The 22465-nt window shown below is 62.7% G+C and carries 19 protein-coding genes and 3 tRNA genes; 15 read left to right on the forward strand and 7 right to left on the reverse strand.

All coding sequences use genetic code 11. The features are described from left to right. The first annotated feature begins 40 nt into the window (after window positions 1-40). From LDN85_RS13270 to LDN85_RS13285, 4 genes are all read left to right on the forward strand, one after another. A complete protein-coding gene (locus LDN85_RS13270; RefSeq protein ID WP_223943285.1) occupies window positions 41-1207 on the forward strand; it encodes a hypothetical protein in 1167 nt (388 codons plus the stop codon). Between the two features lie 53 nt (window positions 1208-1260). Continuing rightward, entirely contained in the window at window positions 1261-2370 is a 1110-nt protein-coding gene (locus tag LDN85_RS13275) for a PQQ-dependent sugar dehydrogenase (protein ID WP_223943286.1), read from the forward strand. A gap of 118 nt (window positions 2371-2488) precedes the next feature. Then, window positions 2489-2564: transfer RNA gene (locus tag LDN85_RS13280), tRNA-Lys, on the forward strand. A 190-nt stretch (window positions 2565-2754) separates the two neighbouring features. Next, window positions 2755-2830: transfer RNA gene (locus LDN85_RS13285), tRNA-Lys, on the forward strand. Between the two features lie 103 nt (window positions 2831-2933). Here the strand turns inward: LDN85_RS13285 and LDN85_RS13290 are convergent. Continuing rightward, window positions 2934-3410: a MarR family transcriptional regulator gene (locus tag LDN85_RS13290; RefSeq protein WP_223943287.1), complete on the reverse strand. Its 477-nt coding sequence runs from the start codon at window positions 3408-3410 to the stop codon at window positions 2934-2936. 85 nt (window positions 3411-3495) lie between these two features. On the opposite strand from LDN85_RS13290, the gene bcp reads away from it, so the two are divergent. The 7 genes from bcp (at window position 3496) to LDN85_RS13325 (ending at window position 12592) form a co-directional block, all read left to right on the forward strand. Next, window positions 3496-3969, forward strand: coding sequence for a thioredoxin-dependent thiol peroxidase (gene bcp, locus LDN85_RS13295; RefSeq protein WP_026540210.1), 474 nt, complete (start codon window positions 3496-3498; stop codon window positions 3967-3969). 54 nt (window positions 3970-4023) lie between these two features. Beyond that, window positions 4024-4105: transfer RNA gene (locus tag LDN85_RS13300), tRNA-Leu, on the forward strand. 204 nt (window positions 4106-4309) lie between these two features. Further along, complete coding sequence (locus LDN85_RS13305; RefSeq protein ID WP_175493351.1) at window positions 4310-5962, forward strand: ABC transporter substrate-binding protein; 1653 nt, start codon at window positions 4310-4312, stop codon at window positions 5960-5962. A gap of 79 nt (window positions 5963-6041) precedes the next feature. Then, complete coding sequence (locus LDN85_RS13310; RefSeq protein WP_091550236.1) at window positions 6042-7547, forward strand: malate:quinone oxidoreductase; 1506 nt, start codon at window positions 6042-6044, stop codon at window positions 7545-7547. Between the two features lie 67 nt (window positions 7548-7614). Then, window positions 7615-10851 (forward strand): efflux RND transporter permease subunit, encoded by a 3237-nt coding sequence (locus LDN85_RS13315; RefSeq protein WP_223943288.1) that lies wholly within the window; start codon window positions 7615-7617, stop codon window positions 10849-10851. A gap of 149 nt (window positions 10852-11000) precedes the next feature. Further along, window positions 11001-12125 carry an LLM class flavin-dependent oxidoreductase gene (locus tag LDN85_RS13320; protein ID WP_223943289.1) on the forward strand — a complete coding sequence of 375 codons (1125 nt, stop codon included), beginning with the start codon at window positions 11001-11003 and terminating at the stop codon, window positions 12123-12125. Further along, window positions 12125-12592: a MarR family winged helix-turn-helix transcriptional regulator gene (locus LDN85_RS13325; RefSeq protein ID WP_026540205.1), complete on the forward strand. Its 468-nt coding sequence runs from the start codon at window positions 12125-12127 to the stop codon at window positions 12590-12592. The genes LDN85_RS13320 and LDN85_RS13325 overlap by 1 nt, the downstream gene beginning before the upstream one ends. Here LDN85_RS13325 and LDN85_RS13330 read toward each other — a convergent pair. Continuing rightward, window positions 12589-13395: a transglutaminase family protein gene (locus LDN85_RS13330; RefSeq protein ID WP_223943290.1), complete on the reverse strand. Its 807-nt coding sequence runs from the start codon at window positions 13393-13395 to the stop codon at window positions 12589-12591. The genes LDN85_RS13325 and LDN85_RS13330 overlap by 4 nt on opposite strands. Before the next feature lie 71 nt (window positions 13396-13466). Next, the gene (locus LDN85_RS13335) at window positions 13467-14336 is read right to left on the reverse strand and encodes a hypothetical protein (protein ID WP_223943291.1); all 870 of its coding nucleotides are present in this window, start codon (window positions 14334-14336) and stop codon (window positions 13467-13469) included. Between the two features lie 54 nt (window positions 14337-14390). Here LDN85_RS13335 and LDN85_RS13340 point away from each other — a divergent pair, with 54 nt between their 5' ends. Beyond that, window positions 14391-15059 carry a DUF1684 domain-containing protein gene (locus LDN85_RS13340; RefSeq protein WP_026540202.1) on the forward strand — a complete coding sequence of 223 codons (669 nt, stop codon included), beginning with the start codon at window positions 14391-14393 and terminating at the stop codon, window positions 15057-15059. Here LDN85_RS13340 and LDN85_RS13345 read toward each other — a convergent pair. Beyond that, window positions 15056-16252 carry an SLC13 family permease gene (locus tag LDN85_RS13345; RefSeq protein ID WP_223943292.1) on the reverse strand — a complete coding sequence of 399 codons (1197 nt, stop codon included), beginning with the start codon at window positions 16250-16252 and terminating at the stop codon, window positions 15056-15058. The two genes, LDN85_RS13340 and LDN85_RS13345, sit on opposite strands and share 4 nt — an antisense overlap. Window positions 16253-16415: 163 nt before the next feature. Between LDN85_RS13345 and LDN85_RS13350 the strand changes: the two genes are divergently transcribed. The 3 genes from LDN85_RS13350 to LDN85_RS13360 all read left to right on the forward strand — a co-directional run bounded on the left by LDN85_RS13350 (window position 16416) and on the right by LDN85_RS13360 (window position 18512). Beyond that, complete coding sequence (locus LDN85_RS13350; protein WP_223943293.1) at window positions 16416-17027, forward strand: DM13 domain-containing protein; 612 nt, start codon at window positions 16416-16418, stop codon at window positions 17025-17027. A 133-nt stretch (window positions 17028-17160) separates the two neighbouring features. Continuing rightward, window positions 17161-18009, forward strand: a complete 849-nt coding sequence (locus tag LDN85_RS13355; protein ID WP_223943294.1) for a fumarylacetoacetate hydrolase family protein — start codon at window positions 17161-17163, stop codon at window positions 18007-18009. Window positions 18010-18026: 17 nt separating this feature from the next. Next, window positions 18027-18512, forward strand: a complete 486-nt coding sequence (locus LDN85_RS13360; RefSeq protein ID WP_223943295.1) for a GtrA family protein — start codon at window positions 18027-18029, stop codon at window positions 18510-18512. Window positions 18513-18566: 54 nt separating this feature from the next. On the opposite strand, the gene LDN85_RS13365 is transcribed toward LDN85_RS13360, so the two are convergent. Genes LDN85_RS13365 through LDN85_RS13375 form a run of 3 tightly spaced genes read right to left on the reverse strand, consistent with a single transcriptional unit; the run spans window position 18567 to window position 22456 of the window. Continuing rightward, window positions 18567-19736 (reverse strand): cysteine desulfurase family protein, encoded by a 1170-nt coding sequence (locus LDN85_RS13365; protein WP_223943296.1) that lies wholly within the window; start codon window positions 19734-19736, stop codon window positions 18567-18569. A 7-nt stretch (window positions 19737-19743) separates the two neighbouring features. After that, a complete protein-coding gene (gene nadC / locus LDN85_RS13370; RefSeq protein ID WP_223943297.1) occupies window positions 19744-20616 on the reverse strand; it encodes a carboxylating nicotinate-nucleotide diphosphorylase in 873 nt (290 codons plus the stop codon). Beyond that, window positions 20609-22456 carry an FAD-binding protein gene (locus tag LDN85_RS13375; RefSeq protein ID WP_223943298.1) on the reverse strand — a complete coding sequence of 616 codons (1848 nt, stop codon included), beginning with the start codon at window positions 22454-22456 and terminating at the stop codon, window positions 20609-20611. The genes nadC and LDN85_RS13375 overlap by 8 nt, the downstream gene beginning before the upstream one ends. Window positions 22457-22465: the final 9 nt, after the last annotated feature.

Raw genomic sequence — 22465 nt, forward strand, 5'->3', positions numbered from 1 at the left:
ACACCACGAACTGCACCCCTGTGAGCAGAAGGGCATCCACATGGACTGGATAATTTGGGTCATTGTCATTGTGTTGGTCGTTGCCATTATTTGGTGGCTATTGAACCGCAACAAATCACGTAATTCCTCCTCGACTCAAGCACCCGCGGCAATGGAACCCGCCAACACCGCTTCCCTGCCGGATACGGCCGCAGCAGCGGCGGGAGTAGCCGGACTTGCCGGCGTCACCAACCTGGGCAAAGCTGCCGCAGAGGGCAGCGGTCCCACCGCCGGGGAGCCATCCGGGGAGCCATTTGAGGACCCGGCACCTGCAGTGGACGAGTCCCTGGCAGATGAACCTGCCCAGCTCAAAGCGCGCAGGGACCAGGAAGCGGCCGACGCCGCGCTGTCCACTGAGAGTGGCACTGTGACTGACGCTGGCGCTGGCCCTGTCACCGACACTGACAGTGACGCTGACGCTGGCGCTGGCGCTGGCGCTGATCGCACCTCCCCCATGGGTGAAGTCCGGGATTCGCCCGAAGCCATGTCTACGGAACCGCAGCCGGCCGCCACGCCTGGCCTCACTGTGGATGAGCCTGTCATTGCTGCTCCGGTGGTGGAGGAACCGGAGGTCGGGGAACCCGTGGTGGCAGAACCAACAGTCAACTCAGACATAGTCGCCGCCGACACAGTCACCAGCGACACGGTCAACAGCGACACAGTCAACAGCGGCGCAACGGTGCACTCGGCCGATGCCGGCGACGTTGACGATTGGGATGCCGGCACTGCGGATCGAGCCGGAGCTTCGGAGCCCGCCGGTGCTTCGGCGCTTCCGGCCAAGGATGAGCCTGCAGGCGAGGATGCCACTGCAGCGACGTCTGAGTCGGCAGACAAGGCCGAGTGGGAAACGTCCTGGACGGACTCGTCCGGCACCCCTGTCCACCATCACGAATACACGGACGTCCACTCCCCCACCCTGCCGGGCGCCGAGTCCGCAGCAGCGGAGGACCCCGCAACATCGGGTCACCTCGCCGCCGACCACCCCTACGGAACAGGCTCCTCCAGCACTCAGGCCGACGCCTACCCCGTGAAGGCCAGCGCAACGGCCATGACGTACTACGACGAAGACACCGCAGGCTATGAAGAAGTTGCCGCAGACGTGTGGTTCGAATCGGCGGCCCACGCTGAGGCCGCCGGCTTCAGGCCTCCCAGGCGCAGCCGGCACTGAAGGGTCTATCCAGCAGGGCTTCTGAGGGTTACAGCGATCTGATGGTGACGTCGATGGGCAGGCACGCACGGGCAGCACGCAGTTTGCGCGCGTTCCTTCCGGCCTGTGCCATTGCCCTGGTGCTGGCAGGCTGTACGGGCAGCCCGTCAGCGCCAGGAACAGCGGCGACGCCAAACCCAAGCTCCAGCCCCGATGGACCCGGGACTCCTGTCGTCACTGAAAAGCTCGACGTCGGGTTGCAGCTGCCGTGGTCGGTGGTGTTCCTCCCGGACGGAACAGCAGTGGTGTCCGAGCGCGACTCCGCCCAAGTCAAAGCGATCAGGGACGGGCAGGCCCGTACGGTAGGTGAGGTTCCCGGCGTCGAACCGGGAGGTGAAGGCGGCCTCCTGGGCCTTGCGTTGTCTCCATCCTTCGGCAGTGACCGCTGGCTGTATGCGTACTTCACCTCCGCCACCGACAACCGGATTGCCAGGATGACCCTGATGCAGGGCCCGGATGGCTCGTTGTCCCTGGGCGAGCCGGAGGTTGTCTTCTCCGGAATTTCCAAGGCATCCACCCACAACGGCGGCCGGATCCGCTTTGGTCCAGACGGTTTCCTGTATGCAGGCACGGGGGATTCACAGCGGCGGGAACAGCCCCAGGACATCAACGCTTTGGGCGGCAAGATCCTGCGCCTTACCCCTGATGGGCGGCCTGCCCCGGGCAATCCCTTCGGCGACAATCCCGTGTTCAGCTACGGGCACAGGAACGTCCAAGGACTGGCATGGGACAACGAGGGCAGGCTATGGGCCAGCGAGTTCGGACCTGACGTGGATGATGAATTGAACCTGATCACCCCGGGTGGCAACTACGGGTGGCCCACTGTGACCGGAGCTCCGGGCAGGAGCGGCCTGATTGATGCCAAGGTGGTGTGGCCTTCAACGTCCGAAGCGTCTCCGAGCGGACTGGAGATTGTTGGCAACGTGGCCTACACAGGTGCCCTTCGTGGCCAACGGCTGTGGAGCGTGCCGCTCGACGAAGAGACGGCAGGAAAACCTGTGGCTTATTTCACAGGACAATATGGGCGCCTCAGGGATGTTGCCCGGGCCCCCGACGGCACCCTGTGGGTGATCAGTAACAACCGGAACCCCGACTTTGCGCTGATTCTGAGGGTCTCGCCCTAGCGCCGGCCACCCTGTACGGGTCGATTTCGCAGTTGGGCGGATCTCGTGTATAGTTTCATGTCGTTGCGGAGATCGCCGGGGAAACAAAAGCCCCAAAGGTTGGTCGAATTCAACAGCTGCACCTCTAGCTCAACTGGCAGAGCAATTGACTCTTAATCAATGGGTTCCGGGTTCGAGTCCCGGGGGGTGCACCAAGGAAGCCCTGGAGTGATTTTCACTCCAGGGCTTTTTTTATTTCTCCTTCCACCGTGGAATCACCCCGTCATGGCATGCATCACTCCCCCACTCCTTTTGGTTTTGAACAGTCCAAATCTCGTGTAGAGTTATTCCTCGTTGCGGAGCTCAACGAGGAATGCGAATTCATCGAAGACTTGGTCAACAGCTGCACCTCTAGCTCAACTGGCAGAGCAATTGACTCTTAATCAATGGGTTCCGGGTTCGAGTCCCGGGGGGTGCACCAATAACAAAAAGGCTCCGGATCGTGAAAACGATCCGGAGCCTTTTTGTTTGGCCTGGCCGAGGCGCTCCGGGCAGGAACGCCTCGGTCTGGGCCTTGGTGTAAGTCAGCTCTGTGCTGCGTCAGCTGCGTCAGCTGCGCCTTCGCTGGGTTCCTGCTCGGGAGCAGGCAAACCAGCCAGCCCCCGGACTACGATCCTCAGCTCCTCACGCAACCGTGCAGTATCAACGGCAACCGGAGACAGGACGTCCTGCTCAAGCTTTACCGCTTCGGCAAGCGCTGCACTGCCGGCATCCGTAAGGGTCACCACGTGGCTTCTGCGGTCGGAGTCGCTGCGCTGGCGCGTGATGTGCCCGTGCAGCTCCAACCGCGCAAGAGTGGTACCCATTGTCTGGGCCTTGACCCGCGCAACTTCGGCCAATGCTGCCTGCGTTATTGCACCTTTGGCAGCAAGCACCTGCATGGCTATGACCCCGGCGTGGGTAAGGCCGATGGACTTCAATTTTTCGTTCCACGAGATTTCCACCAGGCGCGCAGCTGTCGAAAGCAATCGGGTGGTGGGCCATCTCTCCATATCTGGCATGCCGACAGTATATGCGCGGACGGGGAGCCAGTGCGGCTTCACCCCACTAAACTGGGAAATCGCGATCCCCAGCTAGGAGCATATTGTGGCAGAACGACTTATCCCGGGCGACGTCGCCCCGAACTTCTCACTTCTGGATGAAACCGGTAAAAGCGTTGGCTTGGCGGACTTCCGCGGACGCAAAACCATCGTCTATTTCTATCCGGCAGCATCAACCCCCGGCTGCACCAAGGAAGCCTGTGACTTCCGCGACACCCTGGCTTCACTGCAGGCTGCAGGCTATGAGGTTGTTGGCATCTCTCCCGATCCCGTCAAAGCACTGGCGAAGTTTGCATCCGAAGAACAACTGACCTTCCCGCTCCTCTCGGACGAGGACCATGCTGTGGCTGAGGCCTACGGGGCTTGGGGCGAGAAGAAGAACTACGGCAAGACCTACATGGGACTGATCCGGTCCACGGTGGTGGTGGATCCCGAAGGAAAAGTGTCCCTGGCGCAATACAACGTGCGTGCAACCGGGCATGTTGCCAAGCTCCGCAGGGACCTCAAGCTGGACAACTAGCAGGTACACTGGAGGCCGATGGCGGGCCGCCCCTGGGGCGCCGGCCATCAGCCGGCGCGAGTGGTGAAATTGGCAGACACGCAGGATTTAGGTTCCTGTGCCTTCGGGCGTGGGGGTTCAAGTCCCCCCTTGCGCACAGCATCAAAGGCAGTGAATGGACCACATAGAACACCCCCGATTTTGCAATCGGGGGTGTTTTTTCCTCAAGCAGCGGGGACAGCTTCCTGAAAATGCGCTGGGAAGTGCACTCAGGAGGTTCAACTAGACTGGAATGCGGTCTGGCAAAGCCGGCCACAGCACTTCCGACCGGCTTGAGGGGACAAGAGTGGCAAGCAGCAAGATGCGGCGACTGACCGTACAGTTCGTAGCTGCAGCAGCGGTTTTAGGGCTGGCAGCATGCACAGGAGCGCCGGGATCTGCGCCGTCTTCGTCTTCCAGCAGTACAGCTCCCGCAGAGCCTGCTGCCACCTTCAATTTCGGTACTGCCTCCATGCCCCTTGGGCTCGATCCCGCCATGACCGCGGATTCAGAGTCCTACCGGGTCACCCGCCAGGTCCTCGAAGGACTGGTGGGCGTCGATGGCGCCACAGGTGAGACCACTCCCCTTTTGGCCACGGAGTGGAAAGACAGCAACAACGGGCTCAGCTACGATTTCACGCTCCGCTCCGCAGTAACCTTCCACGATGGCACCCCACTTGACGCTGCAGCTGTCTGCGCAAACTTCAACCGCTGGTTCACCTTTTCCTCCGAGCTCCGGAAACAAGCTCCCGGGATCTCTTTCCAAGGGGTGTTCAAGGCTTACTCGGACGAACCCGTGTTCTCCATCTTCAAAGACTGCAAAGTGGTCTCTGCCACTGACGTCCAGATCAACCTGACGCGGCCTTTCACCGGTTTCCTCCAGGCGTTGACCCTTCCCGCCTTCGCCATTTCCTCGCCCACGGCCCTGGAAGCACAAAAAGCGAACGTGCTGGACCAGACCCTCAACGGCCAGGCCGTGTCCGCCTACGCCAGCCACCCCGTGGGGACGGGCCCATATGAATTCAGTGCCTGGGATGAGAATAAAATCACCCTGGCCACCTACAAGGGCTACTGGGGCAACCGCGGCCAGATAGCAACCATCAACTTCATTCCCTACGACCGCGCCGAAACGCGTCAGCAAGCCCTCCTGGACGGCAAGATCGATGCCTACGACCTGGTCACCCCCAGCACGTTTGACCAACTGGTAAAGAAGGGCGTGCAGATCATCCAGCGCGATCCGTTCTCCGTGATGTACCTCGGGATCAACCAGGCAACAGCCCCGTTGGACAAGCTCGAGGTCCGGCAGGCAATCGAAATGGCAGTCGATAAAGAAACACTGATCCGGCGGTTCTTCATCGACAACACGGCCCAGGCCTCGCAGTTCGTGCCGCCCAAGCTCAGCGGCTTCAACAACAATGCCCCCTCCCTGGGGTACAACCCCGATAAAGCCAAGGCCTTGCTGGAAAAGGCGGGCTACAAGGGCGAGGAAATCAAGTTCTACTACCCGTTGAATGCCACCCGCGCCTACATGCCCACTCCGGAGAAGATCTACGCTGAAATCAGCCGCCAGCTGGTTGCCGTGGGCTTGAACATCAAGCCGGTGCCCGTGGACTGGGAGGGCGGCTACCTGCAACGGGTCCAGTCGGCCGGAGACCGCGGCCTGCACCTCCTGGGGTGGAACGGCTCCTACGCTGACGCCGACAACTTCCTGGGGCCGCTCTTCGGCGAGAAACGCGCCGAGTTCGGCTATGCGGATTCAGAAGTATTCCACAAAATCGAACGGGCACGCGCCATGCCTGATGGTGACGACCGCAACGCCCAGTACCAGGCCATCAATGCCGAAATCGCAGCCTCGGTCCCGGCAGTGCCCATCGCCTTCCCCATCTCGGCGTTGGCGCTGTCCAACAAGGTGGAAAGCTACCCGGCTTCACCGGTCCTCAACGAAGTTTTCACGAACGTCCGCTTAAAGCCTTGACGATTGCCCGCAATTTCAGTATTGGGTCTGCGCGGGGATATTCTGTGACAGCCAGTGCCGCCGCTAACGGAGATTGATCGTGACCTTCATTTCCAAGACTCAACATGCCGACGTCGTCCTTATTGGCGGCGGAATCATGAGCGCCACCCTTGGTGCGTTCATCAAGCAACTCGAACCCACCTGGACCATCTCCCTGTTCGAACGACTCGACGAAGCGGGGCTTGAGAGCTCCGGACCGTGGAACAACGCCGGCACCGGACATGCCGCGCTGTGTGAGCTTAACTACTCGCCCGCAGCCAAAGACGGCTCCGTGGACCCCTCCAAGGCCCTCCACATCAACGAGCAGTTCCAGCTCTCGCGCCAGTTCTGGTCCCACCTCGTGGACAGCAGCGTTATCGGTTCCCCCAAGGGCTTCATCAACACCGTTCCGCACATGAGCTTCGTCATTGGCGACGACCACGCGGACTTCCTCAAGACCCGGTACGAGGCACTGAAGCCCAACACACTGTTCCGCAGCATGGAATACACCGAGGACCAGGACCAGATTGCCAAGTGGGCGCCCCTGATCGTCAAGGGACGCGACCGTAAGCAACGGGTTGCCGCTACCCGGGCTGCTGAAGGCACCGACGTCGATTTCGGCGCCCTGACCCGTGAGCTGACCACCTACCTGCAGGACAGCGGCGCCGAGGTCAATTACGGCCACGACGTCACCAACATCAACCGGGCTGCAGGTGGCGGCTGGGACCTTTCCATCAAGCATCACAAGTCCGGCGAGCACGGCCGGATCCATGCGAAGTTCGTCTTCGTCGGGGCCGGCGGCGGAGCCCTGCACCTCCTCCAGGCTTCCGGCATTCCCGAGAGCAAGGGCTACGGCGGTTTCCCCGTTTCCGGCCAGTTCTTCCGCTGCACGGACGACGCCATCACGTCCCAGCACAGCGCCAAGGTGTACGGGCAGGCATCCGTAGGAGCGCCGCCCATGTCCGTACCGCACCTGGACACCCGCTACGTGGACGGCAAGCGTTCGCTGCTGTTCGGCCCGTACGCCGGTTTCTCCACCAACTTCCTGAAGACCTCCAGCTACCTGGACCTGCCGTTGTCCATCCGGCCGGGAAACATCATTCCCATGCTGGCTGTAGCCAAGGACAACATGGACCTCACCGCTTACCTCATCAAAGAGGTGGCCAAGCGCCATGAGGCCAAGGTTGAGGCGCTGCGCGAGTACTACCCGGAAGCTGCCGGTGGTAACTGGGAACTGATCACGGCCGGCCAGCGTGTACAAATCATCAAGAAGCACCCTCAGAAGGGTGGCGTCCTGCAGTTCGGCACCGAGGTCATTGCCTCCCGCGATGGTTCGATTGGCGCACTGCTGGGTGCCTCTCCGGGAGCCTCCACTGCTGTACCAATCATGATCGAACTGCTCCAGAAGTCCTTCCCGAAGAACTTCAAGGGCTGGCAGTCCAAGCTCAAGGACATGATGCCCGGCTACGGCGTCAAGCTCAACGAGAACCCTGAGCTCGCTGCCGAACTCGAAGCAAGCACCGCGCGTTCGCTGCAACTCGAAGTGGCAAACGCCGTCCAAAGCTAGGCCATACCCGGGGCTGCGGCCGGTTCCCGTCAGACGAATCGTTTCGTAGACCCTGGGAGTCAATGCAATGTTCCGCCTGGCCAAGCTTTCTCTGGGAAACCGGGCCCTGATCGCGCTGATCACCGTCTTCGCTGCGGTGTTCGGCGTGATCACCATGGGATCCCTGAAGCAGGAACTCATACCGTCCATCGAGTTCCCGCAGATCACTGTGGTGACCTCGATGCCGGGCGCCTCTCCGGAGGTGGTGGACAAGCAATTGAGCCAGCCCCTGGAAACAGCACTGAACAGTGTTGAGGGGCTGGAGTCCACCACGTCGACCTCCCGCAACGGTGTTTCGCAAATCACCATGGTGTTCACCTACGGGTCCAACCTTGACCGGGCACGCAACCAGATTGACCGGGCCATCTCGAACGCCAAGCGGGTTCTGCCGGCCGACGTCGAGCCACAGTCCATTGCCGGGAACATCAGCGATTTCCCGATTGTCTACCTGGCCGTGTCCTCGGACAAACCGCTGAGCGAACTCAACGCGGACCTCTTGCGGTTGAGCGTTCCCCGGCTGCAGAAGATCGACGGAGTCCGCGGCGCCGACGTCACGGGCGGAGCCAGCCAGCACATCCTGATCGAGCCGCGTCCGGCGGATCTGGCCGCTACTGGAGCGTCCATCCAGGCCATCAGCAGTGCTTTGAAGAACAATGGCACCTTGGTCCCCGTGGGCACCATCGAGGACCAGGGAAAGACGCTGTCCCTCCAGCTCGGAAGTCCGGTTGATTCGCTGGAGATCATCAAGGGGCTTCCCCTGGCCGGCGCCAAGACCGCGGCCACTATCGGGTCGGTAGCCGATGTCAGCATCGAAGACGACGCCGCCACTTCCATTACGCGCACCAACGGCAAGCCGACGCTGGCGCTGTCCGTCACCAAAAAGCCCGAGGGCGATACCGTGGCGATTTCCCATGCCGTGCGGGACGCGATCGCACCTATGCAGGAAGAACTCGGCAACAACGCAACGTTCACACCGGTCTTCGACCAGGCTCCGTTCATTGAGAAGTCCATCAAGGACCTCACCACCGAAGGACTCCTTGGACTGGGCTTCGCCGTGGCCGTCATCATGGTGTTCCTCATGTCCGTACGATCGACCTTGGTGACCGCTGTTTCGATACCGCTGTCCCTGCTGATTACCTTCATCGGCATCTCGGCCACGGGCTATTCGCTGAACATCCTGACCTTGGGTGCCCTGACCATTGCGATCGGGCGCGTGGTTGACGACTCGATCGTGGTGATCGAGAACATCAAGAGGCACCTCAGTTACGGCGAAGACAAGCTGACAGCCATCTTGACCTCCATCAGGGAAGTCGCCGGGGCCATCACCGCTTCGACGTTGACCACCGTTGCCGTCTTCCTGCCCATTGCCTTTGTGGGAGACCTGGCCGGGGAGCTGTTCCGGCCTTTCGCCCTCACAGTGACCATCGCCCTGCTGTCCTCATTGCTGGTCTCGCTCACGATCGTGCCGGTCCTGGCCTACTGGTTCCTCGCTTCCCCGACACAGGGAGCGGCGACCCAGGCTTCCCTCCGGGAAGCTGCGGCAAAAGCCCGGGAAGCCGAGGAAAGAAGCAGGCTCCAGCGCGGCTATCTTCCAATCCTGGCGAAAACACAGAAACACCCGGTTATCACGTTGTCCGCCGCCGCCTTGATCCTTGTGGCAACGGTCGCCGTTTCACCGCTCCTGGCCACTGACCTGCTGGGCCGCTCCGGCGAGAACAGCATGACCGTACGCCAAGTGCTTCCAGCCGGCACGAGCCTGCAGACCACAAGCGATGAGGCAAGCAAGATCGAGGATTCCCTCAAGGGCATCAACGGCATCAAAGACGTGCAGGTCACCTCCGGAAACGCCCAGACAGGCTTCGCCGCCCTGACCTCCACAGGTTCCTCCAACTCGACGTTCACCATTGTGACTGATGAGAAAGTGAACCAGGCCAAGCTCCAGGATGAGGTCCGCTCCAAGCTCCAAGGCGCGGCAGGAAAGATCACTGTCGGGTCCCAGCAAGGTGGATTCGGCACATCTTCCACGGTGGACATCACTATCCGGGCAGCGAACTCCGCCGATCTCCAAACGGCCAGCGACGCCACGGTGAAGGCCATGGAAGGAGTGCCCGGCAGTTCGGAGGTAGCCACCAACCTGGCCTCCAAGCAATCAGTGGTCCAGGTCCGCGTTGACCGCGCCAAGGCCGTGGCCGCCGGATTGACCGAGGAGCAGGTTGGGGCCTTCCTTGCTTCCACCGTCAGCCCCATCCCTGCCGGCACCGTGCGCATCGATACCAACGACTACCCTGTGCAGATCGGTGAGGGCACACGGTTCACCAGCATTGCTTCGGTGCGGGCGCTCCAGCTCCCCACAGCCCGGGGTGGCGTGGCGCTGGAGACCATCGCCGCCGTCGAGCAGGTTGATACTCCTGTGTCCATCACCAGCAGCAATGGGCAGCGTACAGCGCGGGTGACCGTCACGCCGTCGGGTTCCAACCTGGGCAGCGTCAGCGCCGCGGTCCAGGAGCGCCTAGCATCCCTGGAACTTCCGGCCGGGGTTACAGCCACCATCGGAGGTGCGACCACCCAGCAGGCGGAGTCGTTCCGGCAGTTGGGCCTGGCACTGCTGGCAGCCATCGCGATTGTGTACGTGATCATGGTGGCAGCGTTCAAGTCACTCATCCAGCCCCTGATCCTGCTGGTCTCCGTGCCGTTCGCGGCAACGGGAGCGGTAGGCCTGCTCCTGGTGACCGGTGTTCCGCTGGGCCTGCCCTCGTTGATCGGCATGCTGATGTTGGTAGGCATCGTAGTCACCAACGCCATTGTCCTCATTGACCTCATCAACCAGTACCGCAAGCCCCACGATGGCAGCCCCGGCATGAACGTCGCGGAGGCCATTACGCACGGCGCCCGCCAGCGGCTCCGCCCCATCCTCATGACGGCGTTGGCCACGGTGTTCGCACTGACGCCCATGGCATTGGGACTTACCGGCGGCGGCGGCTTCATTTCACAGCCCCTGGCGATCGTGGTGATCGGAGGCCTGGTCTCCTCCACGGCGTTGACCTTGGTGCTGGTCCCGGTCCTCTACAAACTGGTGGAGGGACGCAGGGAAAAGAAAGACTTGCTGAAGGCCTTGAAGGAGAAGCCGGCACCTGAATCCGGAAGCGGAACAGCCGCCCCGGCAGGAAACGCGGCCGGTGGCTCCTCCGATGAATTCCAGGATTGGACCACGGGGATGATTCCCAGGGTCAAGGGTCGCCGCGCTGCCCACAACCCCGGCGAATAGCAGCCACAGCCAACAAACTCCATGACAGGGCAGGGCCGGGAACAATTCCCGGCCCTGCCCTGTTACAGGTATCGATACATGCAAATGCATCTAGTTTGAGGTACACTGTTGAAAGAGCCCGGGACCTCGGGCAGGGAGAAAGGCACATCATGCAGATCGGCGTATTCAGCGTCAGCGACATCACAGCTGACCCCACCACGGGCCGCACACCCACGGAGAACGAACGCATCAAGGCCTCCGTTGCCATCGCCAAAAAGGTCGAAGAAATCGGCATGGATGTCTATGCCCTTGGCGAGCACCACAACCGGCCGTTCTTCTCCTCCTCCCCCACCACGACGTTGGCCTACATCGCTGCCCAGACCGAGCGCATCACGCTGTCCACGGCCACCACACTGATCACCACCAACGATCCTGTGAAGATTGCCGAAGACTTCGCAATGCTTCAGCACCTCTCCGACGGCCGCGTGGACCTGGTCCTTGGCCGCGGCAACACTGCACCGGTCTACCCCTGGTTCGGCAAGAACATCCAGGACGGCGTTGAGTTGGCCATTGAGAACTACAGCCTGCTCCGCAAGCTGTGGGATGAGGACACCGTCAACTGGTCGGGCAAGTTCCGCACGCCTCTGCAGAACTTCACCTCCACGCCGCGCCCCCTCGACGGCGTCGCCCCGTTCGTGTGGCACGGTTCAATCCGCACACCGCAGATCGCGGAAGTTGCCGCGTACTTTGGCGATGGCTTCTTCGCCAACAACATCTTCTGGCCCAAGGAGCACTACCAGCAGCTGATCGGCCTCTACCGTGAGCGTTACGAGCACTACGGGCACGGCAAGGCAGACCAGGCAATTGTGGGACTCGGCGGTCAGTTCTTCATGAGGAAGAACTCCCAGGACGCGGTGAAGGAATTCCGCCCGTACTTCGACAACGCACCGGTCTACGGCCATGGACCGTCCTTGGAAGACTTCACCTCCCAAACGCCCCTGACCGTGGGAAGCCCCCAGGAAGTCATCGAAAAGACGCTGACTTTCCGTGAGGCCTTCGGCGACTACCAGCGCCAGTTGTTCCTGATCGACCACGCCGGACTTCCCCTGAAGACCGTGCTTGAGCAGCTGGACCTGTTTGGCGAGGAAGTCCTTCCTGTCCTGCGCAAGGAGTACGCCGCCATGAAGCCCGCCCACGTACCGGACGCTCCGACCCACGCATCACGCGTGGCCGCTTCGCTGGAGGTAAAGGTCAGCGAATCCGCTACTGCAGGTGCCGCGGGGCAGGACGCCTGATGTCCGGTCCAACGGGCGCTGGGTCCTCCGCCGTTCGCCTCGCCGCCGAAACCTGGGAGTCGCTCTTCCGCTCCCAGGTGGCGGTGATGCGGAAACTTCAGTCAGGTCCGGCGTTCAAGACCCTGCCCGTCAAGGAATACGACGTCCTTTTCACGTTGTCCAAGTGCCCTTCCGGCCAGCTGCGGCTCAATGAGATCAACGACAAGGTTCTGCTGAGCCAGTCGAGCCTGAGCCGTTTGGTGGATCGCCTGGAGAAGCGCGGATTGGTGGAGCGGACGGCAGCCCCCGACGACGGCCGCGGAGTGCTGCTCTCACTCACCGAGGCCGGAAGCGAGCTTCAAAAAGCCATCGGACGGGACCATGTGAGGGACATCGCCCACTTGGTGGGGCCCGCCCTCACACCCGAAGAACAGCGCGAACTACTCCGCCTGACCGAAAAACTCCGCGCCTCGGTGGCCGGACATTAGCGAAGCCTGACGAGCTCCCGGAGGTTTTCCACCGGGAGCTCGCCATTGACCGAAGCACTGACATTGAGTGTCTTCAGCGTCAGGCTGCCGCCTACGGTGGACAGGAACGCCGTGTCCGAGGAATCCCGGCCGGCGGTGATCCTCAGCATGGATTCGCGCGGAGCAAGGCCTGTGGGATCGATGATGTACCAGGCGCCGTCAACGTAGGCTTCGGCAACGGCATGGAAATCCATGGGACTCAGCCCGGGAGCGTACACAGCCGCGAGCCGCGCGGGAATGTCTTTGGCCCGCAGCAGGGCGATCGCCAGATGGGCAAAATCGCGGCACACGCCCTTGCGGTGCAGCAACGTTTCCACGGCTCCATCAGTACCCCGCGAAGAACCGCTGACGTAACGGAGTTCACCGTTGACCCAGTCGCGGACAGCCTGAAGCAGTTCAACGCCTTGCAGGTTTCCGAACTCGGCATAGGAAGTAGGCAGCAGCCTGTCCGACTCCGCATATCTGCTGGGCCGGACGTAGCGGATCAGTTCCATGGGATTGGAGGTTTCGGGGATGCCAACGCCGTGGACAGTTGCCCTGTACTCCACGGTCACTTCACTGGGCTCGGTGAACTCAAGGTAGTGGAAGCGTCCGCCGTGGTGGTCGCTGAGTTCGGCAAAGGGAAGCTCCCCACCGGCCGCCGTGATGGACAGGGTTTCGGTCACTGAGTCGTAGCCGGAATTTTGGGCCACGGCTATGGCCATGGCTACTTTGGTGTTGGCTGCGGTCTTGAAAACGAGCGTGGCAGCAACGTTGCGTTCCATTGATCTCCGGGGTGTGTTGCGACGGGAAGCCCCCAACGCCGCCGTATGTGTGAACCAGCCAATCGCCTGGGCTATTGATTGACCTTCAGAGACAGTAGCATCCGCTGGACATTGGCGAATTCAGAACCGTGTACCGCATACTTTGCAGCGAGGTCAAGAGTGTCGAAGGACTTGGCCGGGGCCACCTTCTCGTCGGCAGAATATGCATGGAGCACGGGGATGTCCCCAAAGGAATAGTCGCCTTTCCCATCCGGTCCCAGCACCCGGTTCCTGAGTTCGCACGATTGCCCGTCAGCCCCGGCCACCGTATTGGTGATGCCATACGAGCCGAAGAATTTGTATCCCTGGATCACCCGGAAAACCGCCCGTGGATCAATGGTGTCCGGCCCATCGGCATGCGGAATGTCCAAAGGTACGCTGCTGATCACTACATAGGGCCGGGCTTGTCCGGCCGGGCAATCGACCGGAGCAGACGGCGGCAGGCCGGTCTGGAGGGTGGCAACGTATTTCCCGGCACCGTCCTTGACTTCGACCTTCACTGCTGACGGCAAAGAACCCGGCTCGGGAGTCACCGACTGGGCAATCCAATCCCTGGGCAGTTCGAAACTGACGCTCTTGGCCGGATCCGTATAGGTCTTCCATGAAAGCGCCGTTGATGCGGGACCCGGCGTGGCGCCGGCCGCCCCCGACGAAGCCGCCTGGCCCTCCGGGCCCGGTGTTGCCGAGGGTGAGCCAACGGCGGTACCAGGCTCCGGCGTCGTGCTTTCCGTCGGCGCCCCCGTGCCCGACTCCGAACTGTTCGGCTTCGACGTTGCCGTGGAGGTAACCTGCGGTCCCTTGTTTTCAGCCGAGCAAGATGCCGTTGCGGCCAGGACCGTCCCTGCAAGGACCAAGGCAGCGAGCTTCACCGGAACGCGCTTCAGGTTCATGATGCCGATCATGGCCCCAGCCTATCGGCGGCGATACCGCGACACGCACAGGGTTAGGCTGTGGGTATGGCTCCCGATCAGCAGGACTATTTCGAGGACGACATCCCCACCATGTCAGCGGTTGATATAGCCGACTGGCGCCTGCGGACGTTCGCCCTGTACGACAAAGTGCGTCAACTTGCAGCCACCAATCCTTTCGACGCCCACGTTTTCTGGCGCCAGGAGCGGGACCTGATGTTTGCCACCCATCCGGCATCCGCGCTGACGGCCGGGATGAAGGCCTCCTTTTCAGGACTGCGTACGGCTGACTACGACCCCGCCTTCCGCAGGCACGCGGTGTTGCTCCCTGACGGATCCGGGCAGGAAATGAATGTTGAGACAGGCACCGACGGCGTTGTGCCGTTTGTCAGGATCGGCACCTTCGACTTGGATGAACTGGGCTCTTTGGCAGTGTGGCGGCTCAGGAGCTACGGCGGCGGGATCTTTGTCCCGTTCCGTGACACAACCGCTGGCAAGGATGGCGGAAGCTACGGGGCGGGTCGGTACCTGTTGGACACGGTCAAGGGCTCTTTCCACGGCACCAGGAGCTCCTCCGGTGAACCGGAGTTCATCCTGGATTTCAACTTTGCCTACAATCCCTCCTGCGCCTACAACGAGGCTTGGGCGTGCCCCTTGGCAGGACCGGACAACCGGTTGGCCACAGACATTCCCGTGGGCGAACTCTACCTGGGCTAGCCAAACACCCCTCCTGGGCCAACGACTGCGAGGGCCGCGATGGCCGCCGTTATGGTCAACGGGGCCACGATCAAGCCCAACACCGCGTAACCCTTCCACTTGATCAACACGTTCATCCGGACCAGGCGATCGTGCCACAGCAGGGTGGCCAGGGAAGCCCATGGCGTGATCAGGGGTCCTGCATTGACACCTATCAAGAGTGCAGCCATCCGCACTGGACTTCCTGCCAGCGGCTCGGCCAAAAGATAAGCAGGCAGGTTGTTGACCACATTGGATCCGAGCGCACCTGTCATGGCCAACCTCAGCAGTTCGACGAAGCCGCTTCCTTCCCCTGCCACCTGCCCAAGCAACACGGAAGCTCCAAGGTACTGGGTTGCTTCGACCACCAGGAAAAGGCCGCACGTAAAAAGCAGCAGCGACCACGGAATCAGCGTCACCTTAAGCACTTTCGGGCGCCGAATGGCGAAAAACGCCGCCAGCACCAAGGCTGCGGCGGTGGCCGGAATCCAGATCGCCGCACCGGACACCAGGGCCGGCAAGAGGAGAACCAGGACCACGGCGCTGGCACCCAGCAGCACCCGATCAGGGGCGGCGGCCGATGTTGGCCCTGGGGCGGGTCGTGCGGAATCCAAGGCGTAGGTCTTGCGCAGCTCGCGCCGGAACACCACTGCAACGAACACCAACGGAACCACAATTGCCGCCAGGGACGGAGCCCACATCAGGCGGGCAAACTGTGCCGGGCTGATGCCACCCAGATTGTGCTGCGCCAGGAGGTTCGTCAGATTGGAAATCGGCAGCAACAGACTCGCCGTATTCGCCAGCCACACCGTGGTCAACGCCGAGGGCAGGACGGGCAACCCGGCTTGGCGGGCTACGGTGACCACCACCGGAGTCAGCAGGACCGCCGTCGTATCCAGCGACAGGAAGATCGTGCTCAGGACGGCGAACAGCGCAAGCAGCAACCACAACAGGACACCACGGCCACGACCCCATCTCCGGAGTCGCCGGGCAATCCACTGGAAAGTCCCTGCCTCACTGACGAGCTCGGTGACCACGGTCATGGCAACAACGAACGCCAGGATGGGCGCCACCCGGTCTACCAGGACGGCTACTTCGTGCCACGGCAAAACGCCCGTGGCAACGGTTACCACGCCTGCCACGAGGAGAACCAATCCGATGATCGCCAGGCGCATGAATCGGATTCTAAGCCCGGGGCCTGGGATTCTCCCCCAGGCGCTCTGCTTTCCCCGTCCGTTCACACACCCGTCCATTCACACCCAGCCGGGGCACAAGCCGTCACGGGACCGTAAGCAATGGAACGCGGTTGTGCTGTCCCCCGAAGCCTAGGCTTGATCCATGAACCGAATCCGGATTTTCATTCGCTCCCACAGGGCTCTTGCCGCAGTGATCGCAGTGATGGTCCTGGCAGCGGTGATGGCAGGGGCAGCACTCTTCCAACCGTGGCGGATTTTCACCAGCAGCAACGTCAACGAGGCCCTGCCTGTTGTGGAAGGCCCGGCGAACACATCATCGGGTGGTGGGACGGCGGCTGCGTCACCTGGGAACACCGCGACCCAGCCCACCAACCCCCAGCCCACCAGTCCCCTGCCCACCAATCCCATCCCAAGCCCGGCGATTCTCAAGAGCGGCGCCTTCGAATCCCAGGAGCATGAGACCACCGGCTCCGCGCAATTGTTGGCGTTGCCCGACGGCAGCCACGTACTGCGCCTCGAGAACCTGGCCAGCAGCGACGGACCCGATGTCAAGGTGTGGCTCAGCAGCCTGGAGGCAGGCGGTGACTGGTTCAAATACCGCTCAGGGGCTTACGTGGACCTCGGCAGTATCAAGGCCACCCATGGAAACCACAATTACGCCATTCCCGCCGGCACTGACGTCAGTGGGCTGGCGTCGGTGGTCCTGTGGTGCGATCGCTTCAGTGTAGCTTTCGGATCTGCGCCGCTGGCCTGAGGCGCAGCGAAGCCGCCCCTGCCTATCCCGGATGATCGCGCAACTGCCACCAGAACTGCTACAAGAACAGCCACAAGAGGTAACGCGGGTCCGGAACACCGGCACAACGCATCAGAGGACGTAGGATGTCATCATGACTTCACGCCTCCCTCGTCGTATTGCCCGTGTCCGGCCCGTCCCGCCGCTCTCAGCCGATGAGCACTTCTTCGTGGCCAATGACGCCCGGGACTTCGGCTCCGATGCCGGCCGGGAGTGGACTGTGATCCATTCGCCGTTCCCGTCATCCCGGGCGAACACCGCCAGTCCAGCGCGGGACGGCTGGGAGACCGGTGCGACGGTCACGGAAGGCTCATTCACTTTCCTGGAACCGGCCGTCCCCGTCAATGTGTTGGGCATGGCGCACAACACAGGCCAACCGGGCCGCGACCTGCCGCCCCAGGCATTCCACAAGGCCGCCTCGAGTGTGATCGGCCCTGGCGAGGCCATCCAACTGGACTCCACGGTGGGCTACGTCGACCCTGAAGCCGAACTAACGGTGGTCATCGGGCGCCCCGCCCGCGGTTTGACTGCCGAAACGGCGCGTTCGGCGGTTCTCGGCTACACCATCGGCAACGACGTCTCGGCAAGGGATTTGCAGAAAACCGACGAACTCTGGATCAGCGCCAAAAGCCAGGACACCTTCACTCCAGTCGGTCCATGGATTGTCACGGATCTTGAGGTCTCCAACCTGGAAATCGGGATCGTCCACAACGGCCATGAACTCCAGACCGCCAGTTCAGCTGACCTGGGTTGGAAGGTGGACGAGATCCTTGTTTACCTGACCTCTTTCATGACCCTCCAGCCCGGCGATCTTGTGCTGACGGGCTTCCCCGCCGAGTGCGCCCGCATCCAACCAGGCGACACCGTGGTGTGCCGGGTTGAGGGAATCGGCGAGCTCCGGAACCCCGTTACCGGCGCTTCCTGGGAAGACCTTCCGGCGTAGTGTGTCAGGCTTAAGCCATGGAGACAGCTGCGGACGCCACTGAGCTACGCCCGTCTCCCCCGCAGAAACCACCCCGCACACGCCACCGTGGGGTCCTGAAATACCCCGTAGTGCGGCAATTGATCCGCTTTACCGGGGTGGGTGTAGTCTGCACCGCGAGCTCGCTGGCGATCTACGCGTTGTTGCGTCCGTGGATTGACCCCCAGCTGGCAAACGCCGTGGCTTTGATTGTGACCTCGCTGATGAACACGGCGTTGAACCGCAGGCTCACTTTCAAGATCACGGGGAAAAAGAAGCGCACCCGGGATCACCTCAGCGGGGTCCTGGTGATTGCCATCGCCTTGGTCATCACCGGTGGCAGCCTGGGTTTGCTGCACCTCTTCCGGCCCGAAGCCACGGTCACCGAAGAGCTGTGGACCACAACCCTGTCCGGCTTCGTGGCCACCGCGGTCCGGTTTACCCTGCTGAGGCATTGGATTTTCCGGCGAGCGCGGCACGTATAGCCGGCCGTGCAGCCGTTGTGGGGCCAGCCGGCACCGCAGCCGTTCAGGCCGGCTTCAGTTGTCGCCTTGAGGGGAGGCAAGGTTCCGAACACGCCCGACGGCGGTTTCCACGGCGTCCGCGGCCTGCTCCAGTTCGGAGCCGGTGACTGTTGGAGGGAAACTGAAACGGACTGCCGTCTGGGCTGTCTCGGGAGCTATTCCCAAGGCCACCAACACGGGCGAGGGGGCATCGGATCCTGCAGCGCACGCCGAGCCGCTGGAGCACACCACGCCCAGCCGCTCAAGTTCGAGCAGAACCGATTCGCCGCTGGTACCCGGGAAACAGAAGGACGCTACCGATGGCAAACGCTGCAGCCGGTGGCCAGTGACCACAGCTCCCGGCACGCCGGCCAGGACCCGTTCGATGAACTGATCCCTGAGACCGGAGACCCTGGCTGCCTGTTCCGGCTGCTCGGCACCTGACAACGCCAGTACGGTGGACAAGGCAACGGCGCCGGCCACGTTCTCCGTCCCGGACCTCCTGCCCCGTTCCTGTCCCCCGCCGTGAACGAGTGGTTCCACCCGGAGCCGGCCCTTGGTGAACAGCACACCTGAACCCTTGGGCGCACCGAGCTTGTGCCCGGACAAGCTCAGGGCATCCACCCCGAGCGCTTTGACGTCCAGGGGCAACCATCCGGCGGCCTGGACTGCATCGGTATGGAAGGGGATTCCGTGTTCGCGCGCCACCGCAGCCAGAGCCGTGATCGGTTGGACCGTTCCGATCTCATTGTTCGCGTACATGATGCTGATCAACGCCGTGTCCGGTCCTGCCACCGCACGCAGACCCTCGATGGAGACCAGCCCCTCAGAGTCAACGGGAAGGACGTCCACAACAAAACCGTGCACCCGCTCCAGATACCTCGCCGATTCCTCCACGGCTGGATGCTCGATTGCGCTGATGACTACCCTGTTCAGCGAAGGATCAGCGGACCGCCTGGCCAGTGCAATGCCTTTGACGGCCAGGTTGTCCGCCTCGGTGCCTCCTGAGGTGAAAGTCACCTCGCCAGCACGGCAGTTGAGGATCTTCGCGACACCTGCACGGGCTCCGGCGAGCGCAGCTGCTGCGGCTTCGCCCAGGGTGTGGTGGCTGGAGGGGTTGCCGAACTCACCGCTCAAGTACGGCCACATGGCCTCAAGTGCCTCGCGGCGAACGGGGGTGGTGGCTGCGGCGTCGAGGAAGATCATGGGTGCCTCAGGCTGTCTCCAGGACCACGTCGAGACCGAGATCCAGAGCGCTCACGCTGTGGGTCAACCCACCAATGGAGATGACGTCTACGCCGGCAGCGGCAATTTCCGTTACGGTGGCGATGTTGACGTTGCCACTTGCCTCCACGATGGCGCGGCCGTCCACTTGTTTCACTCCGGCGCGGAGTTCCTCGATGGAGAAGTTGTCCAGCATGATGGTGTCCACTCCAGCGGCCAGGACAGGTTCGATCTGTTCGGCCCGGTCCACTTCTACCTCAAAGTGGGTGGTGTGGCCCAGCTGTGCTTTGGCGGCGATCAGCAGTTCCGTCAGTTTTGCGGAGTCGCCGCCGGTCATGACGGCCAGGTGGTTGTCCTTGGCCAGTACGGCGTCCGAGAGACTGTAGCGGTGGTTGGCCCCGCCACCGCAGCGCACAGCGTATCGTTCCAGGACGCGAAGGCCGGGCGTGGTCTTGCGGGTATCAGTGATCCGGGCACGGGTGCCTTCCACCAGACGCACAAATTCCGCGGTCTTCGTAGCGATGGCGCTCATGCGCTGCACCAGGTTCAATGCGACGCGTTCGGCCAGCAGCACCGAGCGGGCGCTGCCGCTGACCCTGGCAAGGTGCGTCCCGGCGTCGAACGCTTCACCGTCGCCCAGCAGCAGGTCTACCTCGGTATCCGGGTCAACGAGCTTCATGGCGTCACGGAACACGGTGCCGCCGCTGAAGACACCGGGGACGCGCGCATTCAACACCGCGGTTGCCCGGGCGTCGGCGGGGATGAGCAGTTGCGAGGTGATGTCGCCGCTGGGAGCGTCCTCCGCGAACGCCCGTTCCAGGATGTCCCGCACGGGCGCTGCGGGGAGGGTCAGGTTAGTCATGGACGAGGCTCACTTTCCGGCTCATGGTGTAACGCTTGTCAAAATCTTCGACGACGGCCGGCTCCGTCATGCTGTCGCTGCGGTAGTGCGCCCCCAACGACTCCCGGCGCTCCCGGGCCGCATGAAGGAGCAGCTGGGCCGCCAACAACAAATTCGAGTCCTCATGCACACGGACATCGAGGGAATCAGGAACATTCAACGGCTGCACTTCTCCAGCCCAGGCAACCAACGCCACACCGGCCTCCCGCAGCAGTGCGCCATCACGCAAAACCCCTGCCTTGGCAGTCATCAGCCGCCGCAAGGACCCCCTCGAAAACACCCCTGCCCGAGCAAACGAAGCCTCACGAGCCCCCGGCCCCGGCAAGCTCTCAAACTCCCAGGAAACAGGAGCGGGCAGGTCAGCATCAAGCTCATCCAGCGGCGCCGGAGGCCCCGGCAGCGCCGTTGTCGCGTGAGCGCTGCGGTCGCTCTGGTCGGCTGACGGGGTCCCGGCAGCGTGCGTAAAAGCGAGGCCGCCCGCGGCCGAGTCAGCACGCAGAGGGACTCCGTCCGTCGAGGCACCAAACGAACCAAAAAACCCCTCAACAGCCCGCCGCCCAAACACCAGTCCCTCGAGCAGGGAGTTGCTTGCCAGACGGTTAGCTCCTTGCACACCGGTACAAGCCACCTCACCGGCAGCGAGCAATCCGGGAACAGAGGTCCGGCCGTAGAGATCCGTCACCACCCCACCCATCCAGTAGTGGGCAGCCGGTGCCACGGGAACCAGGTCGCGGGTCCAGTCCACGCCCGCCTGGCGCGTGCGCGTACTGAGGTTCGGGAAGCGCCTGGCCAGGAAGCCGCCGCCGCGTTGGTGCTCAATGACGGTGGCGTCCAGGTAGACGTGACCGTTGGGGTCACCAAGTTTCGCAAGGTGAAGGGCGATGCTGCGGGAGACCACATCCCTGGGCGCGAGCTCGGCGTCGGGGTGGTAGTCCGGCATGAAGCGATGACCGGCGGCATCGACCAGGATGGCCCCCTCACCCCGGACTGCTTCGGAGATGAGCAAGGGATCGTTGTTGCCCTCGGCCTCCCTGGCTTCCTTGTCCAGCACCATGCAGGTGGGATGGAACTGGAAGAATTCGAGGTCCGCGACGGCGGCACCAACCCGCCATGCCAACGCCAGTCCGTCAGCCGTTGCAACAGATGGATTGGTTGTTTTGGCGAACAGTTGCCCCGCTCCGCCCGTAGCGAGCAGGACGGAGTCGCCATGGACCCCGAGGCTGCGTCCGTCGTGGAGGAAATTTACTCCCACCACACGGCTGCCTTGGTGTCCGCCCAGAGCCAGGGAGGTGGCGTGTGCGTGGCCGATGACCTGGATCTTTCCTGCGGCTTGGAAATCCAGCACGGTCCGGATCAGGGCTGCGGCCACTCCGGCACCGGTGGCATCTCCCCCGGCGTGCAGGATACGCGGGGCTGAATGGGCAGCTTCCAGGCCCAAGGCGGGATCGCCTTGGTCATCGAGGTCGAACTGGACACCGAACCGACCCAACCCGGCGATATCCATACGGGCCTCGGTGCACAGGACCCGAACGGCTTCTTCATTGCAGTGGCCGGCCCCGGCTTTGAGGGTGTCGGCGATGTGGGCCGCCACAGTATCACCGGGTGCAGGTTCGTCCAGGACGGCGGAGATGCCACCCTGGGCGTAGTAGGTGTTGCTGTCCGCCAGGGCACCCTTGGTCAGCAACACCACTTCCGCCCCGGCTTCAGCGGCAAGCAGGGCTGAGTACAGTCCTGCGATACCGCTGCCGACGACCACCAGCCGCCGGGGCGCGGGGCCGCGGGCAAGGCTCTCTGTTGTCATGTGGGGCTC

Origin of the sequence: Arthrobacter sp. StoSoilB20 (assembly GCF_019977295.1) — a bacterium.
Lineage (GTDB): Bacteria > Actinomycetota > Actinomycetes > Actinomycetales > Micrococcaceae > Arthrobacter > Arthrobacter nicotinovorans_A.